The following is an 18,213-nucleotide window of genomic DNA, read 5'->3' as shown; positions in this document are numbered from 1 at the left end:
CCACAAAAATCTGCGTGAAACAAAACACAATCCAATGAAAACATTCAAATCGGTTTTTGAGAATTATGATTGGAATACTATTCAATCTAAAATATATCAAACCACATCAAAAGATGTAGAACACTCTTTGTTTAAAGCCAAACTAAATCTTGATGATTTTTTAGCTTTGATTTCTCCTGTTGCACAAAATTATCTGGAGCAAATGGCACAAAAATGCCATGAAATTACCAAAAAACGTTTTGGCAAAACCATACAAATGTATGCTCCTTTATATCTCAGCAACGAATGTCAAAATATCTGCACGTATTGCGGATTTAGTTTAGACAATAAAATCAAACGAAAAACCCTTTCTGATGCTGAGATAAAAATTGAAGTAGAAGCTTTAAAAGAGATTGGTTTTGACCATGTTTTATTGGTGACCGGTGAAGCGAATTATACCGTAAACATTAATTACTTCCTAAATGCAATTGCTTTAATACGAAAAGAATTCTCCATTATTTCTGTGGAAGTCCAGCCGCTTTCAACCGAAGATTATGAACGTTTGCATCAGGCTGGTGTTTATTCCGTTTTGGTATATCAGGAGACCTACCATCAGGAAGTATATAAAAAATATCATACGAAAGGAAAAAAATCTAATTTCGATTACAGATTGGAAACTCCCGATCGTATTGGTACAGCCGGAATTCATAAAATGGGATTGGGGGTTTTACTGGGGCTGGAAGACTGGCGAACCGACAGCTTTTTTAATGCGTTACATCTGGATTATCTTCAAAAAAAATATTGGCAGACTAAATATTCTGTTTCCTTTCCGAGACTCCGCCCGGCAGAAGGCATTATTGAACCAAATTTTATTATGGACGATAAAGATCTGACACAACTCATTTGTGCCTATCGCTTATGGAATGAGGATTTGGAAATTTCAATCTCGACACGTGAGAATGAGAAATTCAGAAACAATATTATCCCTATCGGTGTGACCAGTATGAGTGCGGGCTCTAAAACCAATCCCGGTGGTTATGTTGTTGATCCGCAATCTCTGGAGCAATTCGAAATCAGCGACGAACGTTCTGCCAAAGAAATTGCACAAATTATAACGAATTCAGGCTATGAACCTGTCTGGAAAGACTGGGATAAAATATATAGTCATAAAGAGGAAAGTCTTAAAGTCTTAAAGTAAATCCTTTTACTTCAATTCTAACTTTCGACTTTTGACTTTTGACTTTTGACTTTCTAACTTTAAGACTTAAATTACAATGAGTATCATACAGGAATTTTTACGTTACAACAGACAAACCATTCTTCCCGAAATAGGTGACGAAGGTCAGGAGAAACTCAAAAAGGCGAGAGTTTTAGTAATTGGTGCCGGAGGTTTAGGGTGTCCCATTTTACAATATATCGCCACAGCGGGAGTCGGTTACATTGGCATTATGGATTTTGACACTATCGAAATTCACAATCTGCACAGACAAATTTTATATACCGAAAAAGAACTTGGTAAACTTAAAGCTGTTGTTGCAAAAGAAGTTGTTTCTGAACTTAATCCATTAATAAAAGTCGAAGCCATAGTCGAAAAATTAACTCCGGAAAATGCCCGACAGGTTATTACGCAATACGATATTGTGGTTGATGGTTCGGATAATTTTACAACACGCTATTTGGTTAACGATACCTGTGTGGCGCTGCAAAAAACTTTGGTCTACGGTAGTATCTTAAAGTTTGAAGGACAAATTGCCGTTTTTAACCATAAGGGCAGTAAAAATTTACGCGATTTATTTCCCGAGATGCCGGATCCGAAAGATGTTCCGAATTGCAATCTCAATGGTGTTTTAGGAACATTGCCCGGAATTATTGGTACGATGATGGCGCATGAAACGCTCAAAATAATTCTGGAATTACCAACTTTAAACAATGAGTTAGTACTTTTTAATACGATAAACTGGAACTTTATGAAACTTAACTTTTAAAAAACAATCGCGTCTCCAACACTGATAAGTCCCGAATTCAGACTTACAATATTAGTTCCGAATAAAACAGAATTATTTACATTACGATATTTACTTAAAGTCTTCAAAGGTTCTTTTTTTACAATGCCTTTTTGCGGATCATTATTCACCATAATACATCTTCCGCAGGGTTTTATATTTCTAAATCGAACTTCTCCAATTTTAAAAGTAACAAAATCATCTTCTTCGTGAGCCTTTTGGCTGCTGATTACAATATTAGGACGGAAGCGCAAAATGGTAATTTTTTCTTCTAGTTTTTCATTTAGATAATCCAAACTTTCGGTTCCGATCATTAAATACGGATAACCATCGGCCAAACTTACATTAAAGGTTTCTTTTAGCTTTGAACTTTCGTGTTTGCGATCTCCGTTTCTAATAATTTTAACCAGTTTACATTCGAAACCCAAATGTTCGCTAAACCAGATCGAAGTGCTTTTATTGACCTCAACGACATCACTGTCATCCTCCCACACTTTAACAGCAATGGACTGACCCAAATGTTCTTCGATTAAAAAATCATGCTTTTGGTCTTTAAAAGTAATGCTGATTTTACCTTTCGAAATCTGAGGATAAAACTGACTCATGAGAGGATATTCTCTTTGTGTCAGCATCTTGTTTTCAGCATCAACAAGCATCCATCTGCGGTCGTTTTCAAACCCCATTTCTTCTGCATAGGCGCTTTGACAGCTTACTCCTGCCAGACTTTTTACAGGATAGATATAAAGTTCTTTTACAATATAAACTGCACTCATTTTATTCCTTTTTTAAAATAGATATAAACGCTTCTCGATCAATTTCACGACAGCCTAAACTCTCTAAATGCGAATTATAAACCTGACAATCCAGGAGTTGGTAGTTCCCTTCTTTTAAATAATTTACCAAAGCTATGAAAGCTACTTTTGATGCATTCGTTACTTTCGAAAACATACTTTCACCACAAAAAACATGGCCCAAATCGATCCCATACAAACCTCCAACCAGATTCTCGTCCTGCCAAACCTCAACAGATTTCGCGATTCCCTGCTCATTAAGTTTACAATAGGCATCAATCATTTCGTTTGAAATCCAGGTTCCCTCTTGTCCTTCCCGTTTTATTTTTTGACAATTCGAAATCACCTCTCTAAAATTTTTATTAAAAGTAACCGTGAATTGTTTCCTATTCAAAACATTACGCATGCTTTTTGACACAATCAATTCCTCTAAAAACAAAACCATTCTGGGATCCGGCGACCACCAAAGAATAGGCTCTCCTTCATTAAACCAAGGAAAAATCCCGCTTTGATAAGCCAATTTCAGTCTTTCCGGATCTAAGTCTCCGCCAATGGCAAGAATTCCTTCTTCATCGGCTTCTGAAACGGGTGGAAAGAACAAATCGTTAAATACGTAATACATTTAAAAAAAAATCAATTATAAAATTCCAAATTCCAAGATTGTATTTCAACCTTTCCTTTTTCAGAGTTGACAAACTACTGCACTAAATTTCCATACAAAAACAAATTCCAAATCCCAATTACACATTTTATGAATTGGAATTTGGAATTATTTTTTTGAAGTTTAAACTTTCTTAGAACGGTAAATCGTCCGGTTCGTCTTCGTTTAAATTAGTTGCAGGTGCAAAAGCTTCTGAAGCTGGCATTGGAGGCGTTTGTCCAGGACCTTCCGGTGCCAGTCTTTCGATTCTCCAACCTTGAATACTATTGAAATATCTGGTTTCTCCTTGTGGATTAACCCATTCTCTTCCTCTTAAATTGATAGAAACTTTTACTGCCTCACCTTGTTTGTAGCTACTTAATAAATCGCATTTATCTTGCGTAAATTCGATCAAAATATGCTGTGGATATTGCTCATCTGTGGTAACAACCAACTCTCTTTTTTTGAATGCAGCACTAACTTGTTGCTCTGGGTTCACCACTTTTACTTTACCTGTAACTTCCATCTTCTTTCTATATTAATTATTGTTTCTATTCTTATTGCTTTGCTAAAAGTACTTTCCAGGCTGATGAAATATCATCTTTATTGAGATATTTTTTGGCTTCCAAATGTACTTTTTCGAGATCGTCTGAGCTTAAAACTCCTTTTACCGAAAAATTTTCTTTCACAAATATACTAACTTCTTCTGTGGTAGGCAAGGCTTCAATGTTCCCTAATTTCCCAAGATCATTCCCATCAAAAACAGGACTTTCTTTAATAAAATCAGGAATTACATCTACTCCTACCCCAAGAGTTGTCAAGGGTTTAGGCACTTCAAAAAGCCCCTGATTCGATCTGGAATACCAATTACTGCCCAATCTTGAAACCAAATCTATTTTATGCTGATCAATGGCTCCGTTTTCATCTAAAATAGCTTCGCTTATATGAAGCTTAACCACTTCACAAAGAATCAGATTTCCTGCACCTCCCTGATCTCCCAACGGAATAATCTGAGTGACTTTACATTCAAACTGTACCGGAGACTCTTTTACACGATAAGGCTTTACAAAATCGGACGGGACTTGTGTCAATCCGGCCTTTATAAATTCATTTACGCCATCTCCATATTCGGTACTGGCTAATGATGTTTGTTGTACCAAATCATAATTCACAACATTTATAACTACTTCACGGGTTTCTTCAGCGTTAATTAAAGTATGTTTTATGGTATTGTCGCGTACACGTCGTGCTGGTGAAAAAACCAAAATTGGCGGATTGGCACTGAACACATTAAAGAAACTAAAAGGGGACAAATTGGGTATTCCCTTAGCACTAATTGTACTCGCAAATGCAATTGGCCTAGGTCCCACAGCACTTTGTAAATAGCCTTGCAATTTGGCCGTTGGTATTTCTTTTGGATCAATACTAATCATATTTTTCTTTTTAAAGGAATCTCATTTCCGTAGCTACAAAAATAGAAAAATCGTTTAATCCAAAGAAATAGTTTCAGACTTTAAAACAAAAAAATCTTTATCGTTACGCAAAATATTAAATGTGTATATTTCGTTATATTTATACCACAAAAAAATAGTTATGTCTTTTTCCGAGAGAAGAAATACAACCCGTTGGATCATTATTACCATTTCCTTTTTAATCATTTCCCTGATTCTCTGGAACACTTATACTTTTTTCCAAATCTTTAAAAATGAAGAACGCTTAAAGATGAATCTTTGGGCCAATGCACAAAAGACACTGGTCAATGCAGATGAAAATACGGATTTAGATTTACCGCTTGAAATCATCAACAACAACACTTCAGTTCCTGTTATGCTTACTATGTATGACAAGGTGATTAGTTCTGTGAATGTTCCGGAAGAAGTCCTGCAAAATAACGAAAGTACCTTATCTTATCTCAAAAATCTGAAAAATGAGAATGAGCCCATCGTTATTGAATATGCGCCCGGAAAACATCAGGAACTGTACTATGGGAATTCGGCATTGATTAATAAACTGAAATATTATCCCATCGCCTTATTGCTGATTATCTTTTTGTTTGGGGCTTTGATTTATAATTTTTACAGAAGTACTAAAATGGCTACCCAAAATAAACTCTGGGCAGGAATGGCAAAAGAAACGGCGCATCAAATCGGAACACCTTTATCTTCCTTAATTGGCTGGGTAGAGATTTTAAAAACAGAAGACATCGATTCGTCTATAACTTTTGAAATTGAAAAAGATATTGAACGTTTACAGACTATCACAGACCGTTTTTCTAAAATTGGGTCGGTCCCTGTTTTAGAGGAAAGAGATATTGTTACCGAAACTTTGAATACTTACCAATATTTACAATCCCGTTTTTCGAAACAGGTTACTTTCTCTTATCGGGCACCTCAACAAAGCATACAGGCAATGATAAATCCAACGCTGCACAGCTGGACTATTGAAAATTTAGTAAAGAATGCTATTGATGCGATGAAAGGAAAAGGAACTCTGGACCTTCAAATTGAAGAAGATGCACATCATGTAAAAATTAATGTAAAAGACTCCGGAACGGGAATTTCTAAAAAGCAGTTCAAAACTATTTTCGAACCCGGTTTTACAACCAAAAAACGCGGCTGGGGACTTGGACTTTCTTTAACCAAAAGGATCGTTGAAGAATATCATGGCGGAAAGATAAAAGTTCTACAATCTGAAATTGGAAAAGGAACTACTTTTCAGATCTCATTAAACAAAAAAGTGCAGTAAAAGACTTCGACTTCGCTCAGTCTGACATTTCGACTTCGCTCAGTCTGACGTGGTGTTTTATAGATTCATCGGATTTCGTTAAATAAAAAAGTGCAGCAAATTACTTTACTACACTTTATCTTTTTTATTTCGACTGTCAAATCGAGCGGAATCGAGATTTTTTTATGCCTGAAATGAGAGACTTCGGCTTCGCTCAGTCTGACATTTCAGCTTCGCTCAGTCTTGCGTTTCGACTTGGCTCAGTTGGACAGTTTGTTTTGTTTGTTTATAAATTAGCCTGAATATCTTTGGCCAAAACCTCAAATTCTTCTTTAGAAAGTGAAACTTTATTTTGAAAACGCATTTCATCCATTTCGTTTAACGGAATCAAATGTACGTGTGCGTGAGGCACTTCAAGACCAACAACTGCCACTCCAACTCTTTTGCAAGGAACCGTTTTTTCCAGTGCTGCTGCAATTTTCTTAGAAAACTTCATTAATCCTAAATACAACTCCTCTTCCATATCAAAAATCTTGTCGATTTCTTGTTTTGGAATACAAAGTGTATGTCCTTTTGCATTTGGGTTTACATCTAAAAAAGCCAGATAATTATCATCCTCAGCAATTTTATAAGCAGGAATTTCTCCGTTTACTATTTTGGTAAATATTGATGGCATTATTTCTTTGTTTATTGGGTGAATCGTCTAACCGATTTAACGATTAAACACAAAAAATTAGTCTCTGGTGATTTCAAGAATTTCAAATTTCAAAACTCCATTTGGAACCGTAATTTCAGCTACTTCTCCAACCGATTTCCCCAGTAATCCTTTTCCGATAGGAGACGTTACAGAGATTTTTCCTGTTTTTAAATCTGCTTCACTTTCAGCAACAAGTGTATATTTCATTTCCATTCCATTGCTTTGATTCTTAATTTTCACATTAGAAAGAACCAATGCCTTCGAAACATCTAATTGTGATTCGTCAATTAATCTTGCATTAGAATACACTTCTTCCAGTTTAGCAATTCTCATTTCTAATAAACCTTGCGCTTCTTTTGCTGCATCATACTCCGCATTTTCAGACAAATCTCCTTTATCTCTTGCTTCTGCTATATCTTGAGATGCCTTTGGACGCATTACACTTTTTAAATGCTCCAACTCATCTTTTAATTTTTTTAATCCTTCTGCTGTATAATAAGATACTTTACTCATAACTTCGTCGTTTATATAAATACAAAAAATCCCATCGGGACGGGATTTCTTAATTACAAATATACTATTATTTTTAATAGTACATAATTATATGTTAATCATATAGAATTCAAATGTAAATAATTTATTTTTGTTTCACTAATTCTTATTAAAATAATGAAAAAATTCTGGTACTTAATCCTCTTTGTTTCTGTACTTTTCTCCTGTAGTGAAAATAGTAGACGCGACAAAAACCCTTACATTCCTAGTTATGCAGTTAACCTGTCTATTGATACTAATCTGCCTGCTTATTCCAATCTTAAATTTGTAAGTAATGGCGTGATTATTCCAAATTACGGAGCAAAAGGAATTATCATTTTTAATACCGGAAGTGGTTACAATGCGTTTGATGCCGCCTGTCCAAATCAGCCCATAACTTCCTGCACCGCCATGACAATTGACGGCATAAATGCAGTTTGTTCGTGCGATAAAACAGCCTATAGTTTATTTACGGGATTGGGAGGTAAAGATTATCCATTAAAACAATATCGCGTAGAATTTACCGGAACGATAATTCACGTTTACAATTAAAAAAAAGCCTGAAAAAATAACTTTTCAGGCTTTTTACATTTTACGTTTGATTTCTTACTTTTTTAGAATTTCAATGTCAATCCGGCTAAGAAATTAATTCCTGCCTGAGGATAGTAGTAAGGATAAACATCCCACATTGCTCCGTTTGAAACATATTTTTTATCCAGAAAATTATTCACCAGACCAGTAATCAAAATTGATTTGAATACTGATTTTGGCTTGATTTCATAAGACACATTCAAATCGTTTACGAAATAGTCTGCCAATTTCGCTGCCGGTAATTCAATATTGTTCATGTATTGTTCTCCCACAAACTTTTGCAATAACGAAATGTGCAGATTTTGGATCGGACTATATACAATAATATTTCCTGCAATAACTGATGGTGAATAAGCTATATCGGTTGTTCCGTAATGTGTGCCTTCAACAGCTAAATCAATATTTTTATTACTGCTTAAAGTGAAATTCGGTCTAAGGATAAACTTTTCAGAAAGTTGTATTGTAGCATCAACTTCTAAACCTAAGCGGTAGCTTTTCTCCGTGTTAGCACGAATTGGAGCTCCAACATCGTCCAATCTTCCAGTCAAAATCAACTGATCTTTGTAAGCCATGTAATAAACATTCGAATTCAACTGAAATTTATCTGAATTGAATCTCCAGCCCAGTTCAAAATCATTTAGTTTTTCAGGTTTTACATTTCCACCTTCATAATCGGTTCTGTTAGGCTCGCGATTGGCTCTTGCATATGAAAAATAAAGAGTGTTTTTTGAATTGATTGCGTAATTTAAACCTGCTTTCGGATTAAAGAAATTAAAACTGTCATCAACCAATCCTGTATCTTTTCCGTTGGCTTTGTACGTTACATTTCTATATTGCAAATCGCCATAAAAACTAAGTTTTTCTGTTAACTGATAATTGGCTTTCGCGAAGATATTTCCATCTGTTTTGGTTGAAAAATCATCATAGTAATGATCTCCCGGCAGCGCCTGAGAAGAATTTCTGGCCCAGATTACTTTACCAAAATGAGCTCCCTCATATTTATTCCAGCCACCACCTACGATTACGTCTAATTTCTCTTCTTTATATTTTACAGAAAAAGTGGTACCGTAAAAATCGTTGTCTAACCATTTCTGACGAATTAAATCAGTTCCCGGAACTAATTCCCCAAGGTCATTTTCTACCATTTTAGTAGGCTGAATCGGCCCATACCCTTTAACTGGCTCGTTATATTTGAAGTTTTCGTAGTATCCTTGCCCTTTAGTGTAATGAAGAGCTAAGTTGCTGCTCCATTTATCAGAAATTGATTCACTCCAATGCAATTGATAATGGTTTTGTTTGTAATTATCGGTTTCATTATCGTAAAAATGAACATTTCCTGCTTCATCTTTATATTTTCCGGCTGAATTATAAGTACGATCTGAATTTAGTTTTTCAGCATCAATTCCGTTCCAGGACTGGTATGTTCTTTCGGTTCCACCAAAAACCAGCGCCTTAATTAAAGTTGTTTTACCAATATAAGTTCCCTGAAGAAAATACGATTTTAAATCAGAACTTGCACGATCTACATATCCATCTGATTTAATGGTAGACAAACGCCCTGCCAGCTCAAAATGATCGTTCAGTAAGCCTGTACTGAATTTTACGGTATTTTTATTTGAATTGAAGCTTCCGTAAGAACTTGAAATTTCTCCCGTTGCTTTCGTAGCATAATTATCAGTCAGCATATTCAAACTCGCGCCAAAAGCAGAGGAACCATTAGTAGAGGTTCCAACACCTCTCTGCAATTGTAAACTCTCAACAGAAGAAGCAAAATCGGGCATATTTACCCAAAAGGTTCCCTGACTTTCAGCATCATTATATGGAATTCCGTTAATGGTCACGTTTACTCTTGTAGCATCACTACCACGCACCCTGATCCCGGTGTATCCTATACCTCCTCCTGCATCAGAAGTAGTTACCACTGATGGCAAATAGTTCATTAAAATTGGAATATCCTGTCCCAGATTTCTAAATTTAATATCCTTTTTATCAAGATTACTAAAACTTACCGGAGTTTTAGCAGTAACACGAACTGCCGAAACTAAAACATCATCCAATTTATTAACTTTCGTAGAATCCTGTTCTTGCGCGAAAGAAAATTGAGAAAAGAAAATAGAAAAAAGAAGTAAGAAAATAGATTTGGTTCTGCTCGACTTTTGAATCTTAGAACCTTTGTGACTTAGTACCTTAGTACTTAAAAAAAAAGTTTTCATCCGTAAAAAATTTACGAATAAAAGGGGGAATTATTCTTTTTGTTAAATTAATAAAAGTTTCACGACAAAGTATAGTGTGCACGCTAAAATTTGTCGTTTTTCCCTTAGCAACATTACTCGCTCAGGTTCTTTGGGTATGATCTCAGCTCGTTATTTAGAGCACCCCTTTGAGACGATGCAAATGTAATGTTAAAAAATCCAATTTTCAAATTCCAAATTCCAATTTTTGACATCGAAATCTAAACACTCTAATTGGAATTTGAAATTTAAAGAGTTGGTATTTAATCCAAATTAGGTTTCTTTCTGGATTGTTTTATTTCCGAAATGCTCTTTTTATCCTTGATACGCTTTTTAATTACCGATTTCGGAATCTTAGTTGCTTTACGAACTTTAGGAACATGCAATCCTTTTTTAATTACTTCTAAGAATCGTTTTATGACAATATCTTTGTTTTTAAGCTGACTTCTGTCTTCATCGCAATTTAAAATCAGAATGTTTTCTGTGGTTAAACGCGCTCCGATATTCTTTTGCAAAAGCAGTTTTTCTTCTTCAGAAAGTGCCTGAGACACATTCAAATCAAAAGTCAACACCACTTTTGATGACACTTTGTTTACATTTTGTCCGCCCGCACCACTGCTTCGTACGGCTTTAAAACTTAATTCTGATATGATTTTTTCGATATCCATTATTGTGGCTGATGTGCAGCTTTTAATAAATCGTTTACTGTTTTCACCGGATTAAAGGTAATTAATGGTACTGCCACAAAAATAGTAAGCCAATTGGCCATTGCTCCGTTCCAGAGTCCCGGAAGTTCGTAACTCTTTACTAATTTGCCATCCACACTTTTTTCGACAATAAAACCAGTCTTTTGATCTACAAATTGCAATAAATCAAACTTCTCATTTTTGTAATTTTTGATTCCGCAAACTAAATCAACAGGATTAAAATGAGTTGCCGAAGCCAGGATTTCCTGTTGTCTTTTATTTGTAAGATCTATTTGCGAAGCCTCTACAATCTGCAACGAAACTGATCCTTTAGGACTCGTTACCCAAAATGGACCACCGCCGGGCTCTCCTTCATTTTTCACCATTCCGCAAACACGAATTGGCCTGTCTAATAAGCTTTTTATCTTACTGATTTTATTTTCGAAAGTAAACTTACTATAGTCACTATTCAACTCAACATTAAGTTTTTTTGATAAAAAGATAACAATCTCTTCAAGATCTTTCTCTTGTATCTCCCCTTTTTCAATTGCATTTAAATAACCAAAAACTTTTTGCTGTATTTTAATTAAAGTCCCTGCTAATGCTTTTTTATATAATGCAATCTGATCCAAATGATTTTGAATTACATTGTCAATGTTTTTGACAAAAATAACATCCGCATCAAGTTCATTTAAATTCTCAATTAGCGCACCATGTCCTCCGGGTCTAAAAACTAATTTATTATTCTTATCCCGAATTGGGCTATTTTTAGCATCTACACAAATCGAATCGGTACTTTTATTTTGATAGGAATAGGAGATATCTATTTTAACTCCTGAATCTTTCTCTATTTTTTCTTTAAGAACCTTAATCTGATTCTCAAACAAACTTTGATGGGCTTCTGAAACGGTAAAATGCAAATTCGAAATCTGATTCGAAGAAGCATAGTGGACACATTCGTTTAAATGTTCTTCAATTGGATTTGCAATATGTCTTTTATATTGATGAAAAGGTAAAACTGCCTTTGGCTTATTTGCAAAATCAAAGTGATCAACAGACAACAATGTTTTTATAAAATAATAATTTTTATGATCACGGTCAAGCGCTTCAAAATCCGGATAGATTTCTTTTAACTTTTTATCAACCGCTTTAAAAAACGCAAACTTCTCCATAGCCACTATAAAAATAGATAGCTCTTTGTCATTTTTACGATTGATATAAGCGTTGATAGTTTCTTTTTGAATGTCAAAATCGTTCAGAAAAGCGCTTAAAAATTTAAACATTCTGCTGGCTGCACCCGAAGCCGGAACAAACTTTTTCAATTTGATTTCTGATTTTTGAAGATCAAAAAAGGCTGCTTTCTCTTCAAATTCTGCTTCTGACAAACTTAATATACCACTGGAAATTGTAGCCGGACTAACCAAATTAGATTTGTTTATTCCGTTTTTAAAAATTTGCAGCTGCTGTAAAATCTTTTCAAAAGAAATTCCATGTTCGTATATCTGAACAAAATCTTCAGATGAAATACCGTGCTGTTTTGCGACAGCTAATTGCTCTATGATCGCTATCGCTTTAGTCAAACGACTTTCTTTATCTCCGGAAAGGGTAATAAAAGGTTTTTTAGTATCAATAAGAGTCTGTTTGAAAACTGAAAATACTGTTTCACGACCTTTAGGAGTATCCCTGATGTCGTCTTTTTCCCATGGGACATCAATGTCTGTCAGGAAAAACAAATCGTATTCGTGCTCTAATGCCGCCTCATTTAAAAGCGGATCACAAAAACCATAGTACATTTCAGAGAAAACCTTTGTCACCATTAAGTTGGTATCGCAAAAAAGGTATTTTTTAGACAAACTGAGCTTTTGATTTTCTAAAGCTACTTGTCCATAGGCAATAGGCAGCATATCTTCAGCTACGCAAATGTGCTGGTTCTCTTCCCATTTCTCCTGCAAATAATCACGTGCAAATTCAGGAACCCATTCGGTTTCATAATATTCCGAAAGCTGTTTTGCCAAGGTCGTTTTTCCTGTACTTTCAGGACCAAATAAAGCAATTTTTATGATAGCTGTTTTTTGCTGTCTAAGATTTTTCTCCATTCTAAATAAGCTGAAATAGCCAAAATTGTAAAAATTAAATACTGAAGTGACAACATCCCTAAACCACGATAAGCGTAAAGGGGCACCACAATAATATCACCAATGATCCAAAGCGTCCAGTTCTCGATCTTTTTCTTCGCCATGTACCACATTCCTGCAAAAAATATTCCAGATGAAATCATATCGACATAATTGTCGTTTCTAATTTCATAATCAAAGTATTTATAGATACCGAAAACTACAAAAACAGTTATAAAAAATAATACTATTCCAATTATTTTTTCATTGGCATTTGTTCGTGTTATAGGCAAATTGTCTTCAACCGTTCCTCCTTTGGCCCATACATACCATCCATATATACTCATAATCGAAAAATATCCATTGATGATCATATCTCCGATATAACCCGCGACATATAACAGATAAACCGAAATAACGGTGGCAATCAAACCGGTTGGATACACCCAGATATTTTCTTTTTTTGCAAACCACACACTCAAAATCCCACAGATAAAAACTAAAAACTCCAGGGCAATATGCCATAACGGAGTATTTTTATAACTGTCCAGAAAAAAATCAATCATAATTGAGCAGGTTTGTTTGAGTTGGATTTTTATTTATGATTCAAAAAAATGGCTGTCGTTTTCAAAAGCAGTTCCGATAACTACTAAATCAGCACCGGCATTATAAGCCTTTTGAATTCCATGCAAATCTACAATTCCTCCACCAACAATTATAGGAATCTCAACATTTTGAGCAATTAGCTGTATCATCTCTAACGGAACTGCTTTTTTTGCACCGCTTCCCGCCTCCAGATAAATCAATTGGTTCCCTAACATTTCTCCTGCCTGCGCTGTTGCCAGCACCAGATCAAAGTTATCCCTTTCCATTGGTTTTGTTTTACTTACACGGGCTACGGCAGTTTCATTGCCGCTTTCAATCAGAATATAACCTGTCGAAATAACTTCCAAATTTGTCTTTTTTAAAATTGGAGCTGCCTGAACCTGATACTCTATTAAATAATCGGGATTTCGGCCTGATAATAAAGATAAGAACAAAATCGCGTCTGCCTGAGGTGAAATCTGCGAAGGATCACCCGGAAATATAACAACGGGTAAATTGGTTTCTTGTTTTAATTTTGATATTAAATCTTCTAAAATTGTTGCCTGCACAATACTTCCTCCTACAAAAATATGTGTGGCAGGAGATTGATTTATTTTAAGCAATAAATGATCTAAATTTTCCCAAACAATTTTATCCGGATCTAATAATATGGCCAGTAATTTTTGCCCATTACTTTTAGCCTCTAAAATTTCCTGCCGTATACTGAGTAATTTTTGTCTCATAGTGGGCGTAAAAGTAAAAGTTTTTTGATGTAGAAGAACTATTTTGAATGAATTATATTTGTGTTATAGTTAAACAAAATTATGATTGCAATTGATCTGTTGGAGAAATATGGTGCTTTGAGAAAGTCTTTCGCTAAAAATGAAATCATTTTTAAAGAAAACAATTTGCCAGCATACTATTATCAGATTGTTTCCGGAGAAGTGAAAATGAGTAATTATAACGATGACGGACGTGAATTTATTCAGGGTATTTTTTACAAGGAACAGCCTTTTGGAGAACCTCCTTTATTTTTAAATCAAAAATATCCGGCAAATGCCATTGCTGTTGAAGATTCGGAAATTCTTCTTCTTGACAGAAATAGTTTCATGAAACTGCTGGGGGAGAATCCGGACATCAGTCTTAAAATAATCGAAAATCTGGCGCAGCGACTGTACTATAAATCGGTTATGGCGGCAGAAATGTCTACTCAGGAGCCGGAGCATCGGATTTTAAAATTAATCGATCATGGAATTGTCTATTTCAATTTTAAAAAAGACACAAATGGCTACCTCATCAATTTTACAAGACAACAGATTGGAGACCTAACAGGTTTACGCGTTGAAACGGTCATCAGAACGATAAAAACTCTGGAGAAAAAAGGTGTTTTAAAAATTATAAACAGAAAAGTATACCGATAAAATAGTTCAGTTTATATGATTTAAATCATAAAATGCAACCCTATAGTGCCTGTACCTTTGTAGTATAAAAATCTCAATATCATGACACTATATCAAACAACATTCGAAAATTTCAATAAAAACTATATGGGTTCTGCTGCAATGGCAGTAATTGGTCAAAGCTGCTTAGGTGGTGCTGCGGCCATGTACGTTCTGGCTAACGGAACCTCAATACCACAAATGATACAACTTGCCATTATTGTTTTGGCTTGTGTTTTTGCAAATACTTCTATATTGGCACAAATGAAACATAAAACGGTTTTTAACCTTATTATTGCAAGTGCCCTTTTAAGTGTATTTTTTATTCTGTTAAACAGTTTTATTCTATGAAAAAACAAATAGAGAATCGAGAAGATGTCGAATTTTTAGTCCATCAGTTTTATGCTAAGATAAGAGCCGATAATGAAATCGGCTTTTATTTCAATTCTATGATTAAAGATTGGGATGCGCATTTAGAGAAGCTTACCGATTTTTGGGAAACTAACTTATTTGCCGTAAGAAAATATAATGGTAATCCGCTTGCTGTGCACAATGAAGTCGATTCGCATTTTGAAGGAAGAATCACCTCTAATGAGTTTGGAATCTGGCTGAATCACTGGTTTCAGACTTTAGAAGAACATTTTGAAGGCGAAAATGCCGAAACGTTAAAACGACGTGCCCGTAAAATGGGAACTTTTTTGTTTCTGAGTATGTTTGAAAATCGAAAGAAAACAGCAGAACCTAGTGCTGAATAAATTGCTTTTTTTGTGATTACGAGACTCGAGCGAAATGACAAAATCAAACCTTGGAATTTGGAATTTCTTTATTGGAATTTTATTTAAACTTTATTTATCAAAAGCATAAACCAGAGTAAAGTTCTGCCCTGAAGTATTCGATTTAATTTCTTTATAGTACACGTCAAAATTTACTGCGAGATCATTAAAATGAAGACTGGCTTCGGTCTGATTTTTATCTAACGAAAATGCATCTACACTAATATGATCTTTAAAACTGATTCCTTTTTCGTTTCTGATTTTAAAAATAGCTTCTTTGGCTCCCCAAATTACTGTCAGTTCCCTGATGTAATCGGGAGTATTTTGAGTGTTTAAATAACTGTTTTCGGTCTCTACAAATTTGTCGGCTATTCGAAGGATTTTGTCGCGTTGCAGCTCCATGTCGATTCCTACTGTTTTATCACTAATTATAATCGCTGCAAAATCATGTGAATGTGTGATGGAGATATGATTTTCACAATTGAAATAGGGCTTCCCAAATTCGTCGTAGTGCAAGTCCTGATCTGTAAAACCCATTTCCTGAATCAGCATACGAACGCTCAAAAAGGCGCGTTGATGCATTACAGATTTCATCCCGTTCAGCCTCAACTGTGTTTTCTCTTTTAAAACTACATTGCTCACTAACTCTTCAAATGATTCTGTTATGTGCCAAACTAAGATTTTAGTCGTTTCGTTGAATTGTATGGTTTCAAATAAAGGCATTCTTTTTTAATTATGAGTTATGAGTTGTTAGCTATGAGTTGTTTTTCTGATTTGAGAACGAAATTTCTTATTTTAACGTCTCGTCTTTTAGCCCTGATGGGAACGGCATCCTTTTGCAGCGGGGTTCGCTGCAAAAGATATAGTGGACAGCAGGATTAGCTTCTTATTTTAACTACGCTCCATATAACAGCGATAGTAATCAACTAATATTCTAAAGATTAAGAAATTAAACATTTCACAATTCTGACAGAAAGTAGTCTAAATTAAAAACCTATTCCGTAAATTTGCAAAAATTTTACAATTACAAATATACTATAAATGAGTACTACAACTACGCCTTTTGTGGCTTTCAAAGTAAAAGACATCTCTCTAGCGGCTTGGGGAAGAAAAGAAATTGAATTGGCTGAAGCTGAAATGCCAGGTTTAATGGCGCTTCGTGCTGAATATAAAGACGAACAACCTTTAAAAGGTGCTCGTATTGCTGGATGTTTGCACATGACGATTCAAACTGCTGTTTTGATCGAAACTTTAATTGCTCTTGGTGCTGAAGTTACCTGGTCTTCTTGTAACATTTTCTCCACTCAGGATCAGGCTGCTGCTGCTATTGCTGCTGCAGGAATTCAGGTTTATGCCTGGAAAGGTCTTGATGAGCAATCATTTGACTGGTGTATTGAGCAAACTTTATTCTTTGGTGAAGACAGAAAACCATTGAACATGATCCTTGATGATGGTGGAGATTTAACAAACATGGTTATTGACCGTTTCCCTGAATTGGTTCCTGGAATTAAAGGTTTATCTGAAGAAACTACTACTGGTGTTCACAGACTTTACGAAAGAGTAAAAGCCGGAACTTTACCAATGCCTGCAATTAACATTAACGACTCTGTTACTAAATCTAAATTTGATAACAAATACGGTTGTAAAGAATCTGCTGTTGATGCTGTTCGTCGTGCAACTGACTTAATGTTGGCTGGAAAAAGAGTTGTAGTTTGTGGATATGGTGATGTTGGAAAAGGAACTGCTGCTTCTTTCAGAGGTGCAGGATCTATTGTAACTGTTACTGAAATTGATCCAATTTGTGCTTTACAAGCTGCAATGGACGGTTATGAAGTTAAAAAATTAAACACTGTAATTGCTAATGCTGATATCATCATTACGACTACAGGAAATAAAGATATCGTTCTTGGAGAGCACTTCGAGCAAATGAAAGACAAAACTGTTGTTTGTAACATCGGACACTTCGATAACGAAATCGATATGGCTTGGTTGAACAAAAACCACGGTGCTTCTAAAATCGAAATCAAACCACAAGTTGACAAATATACTATCGCCGGAAAAGACATCATCATTTTGGCTGAAGGTCGTTTAGTAAACCTAGGCTGTGCTACAGGTCACCCAAGTTTTGTAATGAGTAACTCATTCACCAACCAAACTTTGGCTCAAATCGAATTATGGAACAACAGTGCTGCTTACAAAAATGATGTTTATATGTTACCAAAACATTTAGATGAAAAAGTTGCGGCCCTACACTTAGCTAAATTAGGAGTTGAATTGGAAGTTCTTCGCGAAGACCAAGCTGCTTACATTGGTGTTGAAGTTCAAGGTCCATTCAAACCAGAATACTACAGATACTAAATAATTTTAGATTGAAGATTTCTGATTTTAGATTCCTTCAATTATATCTTTCAAATCCGACAGGTTTTTAA

The 18,213-nt window shown here is 35.1% G+C and carries 20 protein-coding genes; 8 read left to right on the top strand and 12 right to left on the bottom strand.

Translation table 11 applies throughout. The annotated features are described in order from the left end of the window. Nucleotides 1-34 precede the first annotated feature (34 nt). Complete coding sequence (thiH, locus tag B0A80_RS07750) at nt 35-1,177, top strand: 2-iminoacetate synthase ThiH (protein ID WP_070905803.1); 1,143 nt, start codon at nt 35-37, stop codon at nt 1,175-1,177. A 76-nt stretch (nt 1,178-1,253) separates the two neighbouring features. Beyond that, nucleotides 1,254-1,964 (top strand): HesA/MoeB/ThiF family protein, encoded by a 711-nt coding sequence (locus B0A80_RS07745; protein WP_017497962.1) that lies wholly within the window; start codon nt 1,254-1,256, stop codon nt 1,962-1,964. On the opposite strand, the gene B0A80_RS07740 is transcribed toward B0A80_RS07745, so the two are convergent. The 4 genes from B0A80_RS07740 to B0A80_RS07725 all read right to left on the bottom strand — a co-directional run bounded on the left by B0A80_RS07740 (nt 1,961) and on the right by B0A80_RS07725 (nt 4,846). Beyond that, complete coding sequence (locus B0A80_RS07740; RefSeq protein WP_089076921.1) at nt 1,961-2,755, bottom strand: MOSC domain-containing protein; 795 nt, start codon at nt 2,753-2,755, stop codon at nt 1,961-1,963. The two genes, B0A80_RS07745 and B0A80_RS07740, sit on opposite strands and share 4 nt — an antisense overlap. 1 nt (nt 2,756) lies before the next feature. Next, nucleotides 2,757-3,395 carry a leucyl/phenylalanyl-tRNA--protein transferase gene (gene aat, locus B0A80_RS07735; protein ID WP_089076920.1) on the bottom strand — a complete coding sequence of 213 codons (639 nt, stop codon included), beginning with the start codon at nt 3,393-3,395 and terminating at the stop codon, nt 2,757-2,759. A gap of 172 nt (nt 3,396-3,567) precedes the next feature. Further along, the gene (locus tag B0A80_RS07730; RefSeq protein WP_089076919.1) at nt 3,568-3,939 is read right to left on the bottom strand and encodes a DUF3127 domain-containing protein; all 372 of its coding nucleotides are present in this window, start codon (nt 3,937-3,939) and stop codon (nt 3,568-3,570) included. A gap of 31 nt (nt 3,940-3,970) precedes the next feature. Then, on the bottom strand, nt 3,971-4,846 hold the full coding sequence (locus B0A80_RS07725; RefSeq protein WP_070905805.1) for a flavin reductase family protein: 876 nt from the start codon (nt 4,844-4,846) through the stop codon (nt 3,971-3,973). 160 nt (nt 4,847-5,006) lie between these two features. Here B0A80_RS07725 and B0A80_RS07720 point away from each other — a divergent pair, with 160 nt between their 5' ends. Further along, nucleotides 5,007-6,158 carry a sensor histidine kinase gene (locus tag B0A80_RS07720; RefSeq protein ID WP_070905806.1) on the top strand — a complete coding sequence of 384 codons (1,152 nt, stop codon included), beginning with the start codon at nt 5,007-5,009 and terminating at the stop codon, nt 6,156-6,158. A gap of 265 nt (nt 6,159-6,423) precedes the next feature. Here the strand turns inward: B0A80_RS07720 and B0A80_RS07715 are convergent, their stop codons facing one another. Together B0A80_RS07715 and greA are read right to left on the bottom strand one after the other, a co-directional pair. Continuing rightward, nucleotides 6,424-6,813 (bottom strand): HIT family protein, encoded by a 390-nt coding sequence (locus B0A80_RS07715; RefSeq protein ID WP_017497968.1) that lies wholly within the window; start codon nt 6,811-6,813, stop codon nt 6,424-6,426. A 57-nt stretch (nt 6,814-6,870) separates the two neighbouring features. Continuing rightward, nucleotides 6,871-7,347 carry a transcription elongation factor GreA gene (gene greA / locus B0A80_RS07710; RefSeq protein ID WP_017497969.1) on the bottom strand — a complete coding sequence of 159 codons (477 nt, stop codon included), beginning with the start codon at nt 7,345-7,347 and terminating at the stop codon, nt 6,871-6,873. Between the two features lie 156 nt (nt 7,348-7,503). On the opposite strand from greA, the gene B0A80_RS07705 reads away from it, so the two are divergent. Beyond that, nucleotides 7,504-7,917: a Rieske (2Fe-2S) protein gene (locus tag B0A80_RS07705; protein ID WP_017497970.1), complete on the top strand. Its 414-nt coding sequence runs from the start codon at nt 7,504-7,506 to the stop codon at nt 7,915-7,917. Nucleotides 7,918-7,979: 62 nt separating this feature from the next. On the opposite strand, the gene B0A80_RS07700 is transcribed toward B0A80_RS07705, so the two are convergent. The 5 genes from B0A80_RS07700 to B0A80_RS07680 all read right to left on the bottom strand — a co-directional run bounded on the left by B0A80_RS07700 (nt 7,980) and on the right by B0A80_RS07680 (nt 14,315). Continuing rightward, a complete protein-coding gene (locus B0A80_RS07700; RefSeq protein WP_089076918.1) occupies nt 7,980-10,169 on the bottom strand; it encodes a TonB-dependent receptor in 2,190 nt (729 codons plus the stop codon). Between the two features lie 281 nt (nt 10,170-10,450). Beyond that, nucleotides 10,451-10,855, bottom strand: a complete 405-nt coding sequence (gene arfB / locus B0A80_RS07695) for an alternative ribosome rescue aminoacyl-tRNA hydrolase ArfB (RefSeq protein WP_070905809.1) — start codon at nt 10,853-10,855, stop codon at nt 10,451-10,453. Next, complete coding sequence (locus B0A80_RS07690) at nt 10,855-12,969, bottom strand: DUF4301 family protein (RefSeq protein WP_089076917.1); 2,115 nt, start codon at nt 12,967-12,969, stop codon at nt 10,855-10,857. The genes arfB and B0A80_RS07690 overlap by 1 nt, the downstream gene beginning before the upstream one ends. Continuing rightward, nucleotides 12,930-13,553 carry a nicotinamide riboside transporter PnuC gene (gene pnuC / locus B0A80_RS07685; protein WP_017497974.1) on the bottom strand — a complete coding sequence of 208 codons (624 nt, stop codon included), beginning with the start codon at nt 13,551-13,553 and terminating at the stop codon, nt 12,930-12,932. Before pnuC ends, B0A80_RS07690 begins: the two co-directional genes overlap by 40 nt. Before the next feature lie 33 nt (nt 13,554-13,586). Then, entirely contained in the window at nt 13,587-14,315 is a 729-nt protein-coding gene (locus B0A80_RS07680; RefSeq protein WP_089076916.1) for a phosphoglycerol geranylgeranyltransferase, read from the bottom strand. 81 nt (nt 14,316-14,396) lie between these two features. Here B0A80_RS07680 and B0A80_RS07675 point away from each other — a divergent pair, with 81 nt between their 5' ends. From B0A80_RS07675 to B0A80_RS07665, 3 genes are all read left to right on the top strand, one after another. Further along, nucleotides 14,397-14,993, top strand: coding sequence for a Crp/Fnr family transcriptional regulator (locus B0A80_RS07675; RefSeq protein WP_089076915.1), 597 nt, complete (start codon nt 14,397-14,399; stop codon nt 14,991-14,993). A gap of 81 nt (nt 14,994-15,074) precedes the next feature. Continuing rightward, complete coding sequence (locus tag B0A80_RS07670; protein WP_017497977.1) at nt 15,075-15,362, top strand: hypothetical protein; 288 nt, start codon at nt 15,075-15,077, stop codon at nt 15,360-15,362. Beyond that, nucleotides 15,359-15,766: a group III truncated hemoglobin gene (locus tag B0A80_RS07665; RefSeq protein ID WP_070905813.1), complete on the top strand. Its 408-nt coding sequence runs from the start codon at nt 15,359-15,361 to the stop codon at nt 15,764-15,766. Before B0A80_RS07670 ends, B0A80_RS07665 begins: the two co-directional genes overlap by 4 nt. Nucleotides 15,767-15,856: 90 nt before the next feature. Here the strand turns inward: B0A80_RS07665 and B0A80_RS07660 are convergent, their stop codons facing one another. After that, nucleotides 15,857-16,507: a 4'-phosphopantetheinyl transferase family protein gene (locus B0A80_RS07660; protein WP_089076914.1), complete on the bottom strand. Its 651-nt coding sequence runs from the start codon at nt 16,505-16,507 to the stop codon at nt 15,857-15,859. Between the two features lie 318 nt (nt 16,508-16,825). On the opposite strand from B0A80_RS07660, the gene ahcY reads away from it, so the two are divergent. Continuing rightward, nucleotides 16,826-18,142, top strand: a complete 1,317-nt coding sequence (ahcY, locus tag B0A80_RS07655) for an adenosylhomocysteinase (protein WP_089076913.1) — start codon at nt 16,826-16,828, stop codon at nt 18,140-18,142. Nucleotides 18,143-18,213: the final 71 nt, after the last annotated feature.

Origin of the sequence: Flavobacterium tructae (assembly GCF_002217475.1) — a bacterium.
In the GTDB taxonomy this organism is placed as follows: domain Bacteria; phylum Bacteroidota; class Bacteroidia; order Flavobacteriales; family Flavobacteriaceae; genus Flavobacterium; species Flavobacterium tructae.
The sequence above is the reverse complement of the archived record's forward strand: the minus strand, read 5'-3'. Positions and strand labels throughout refer to the sequence as shown.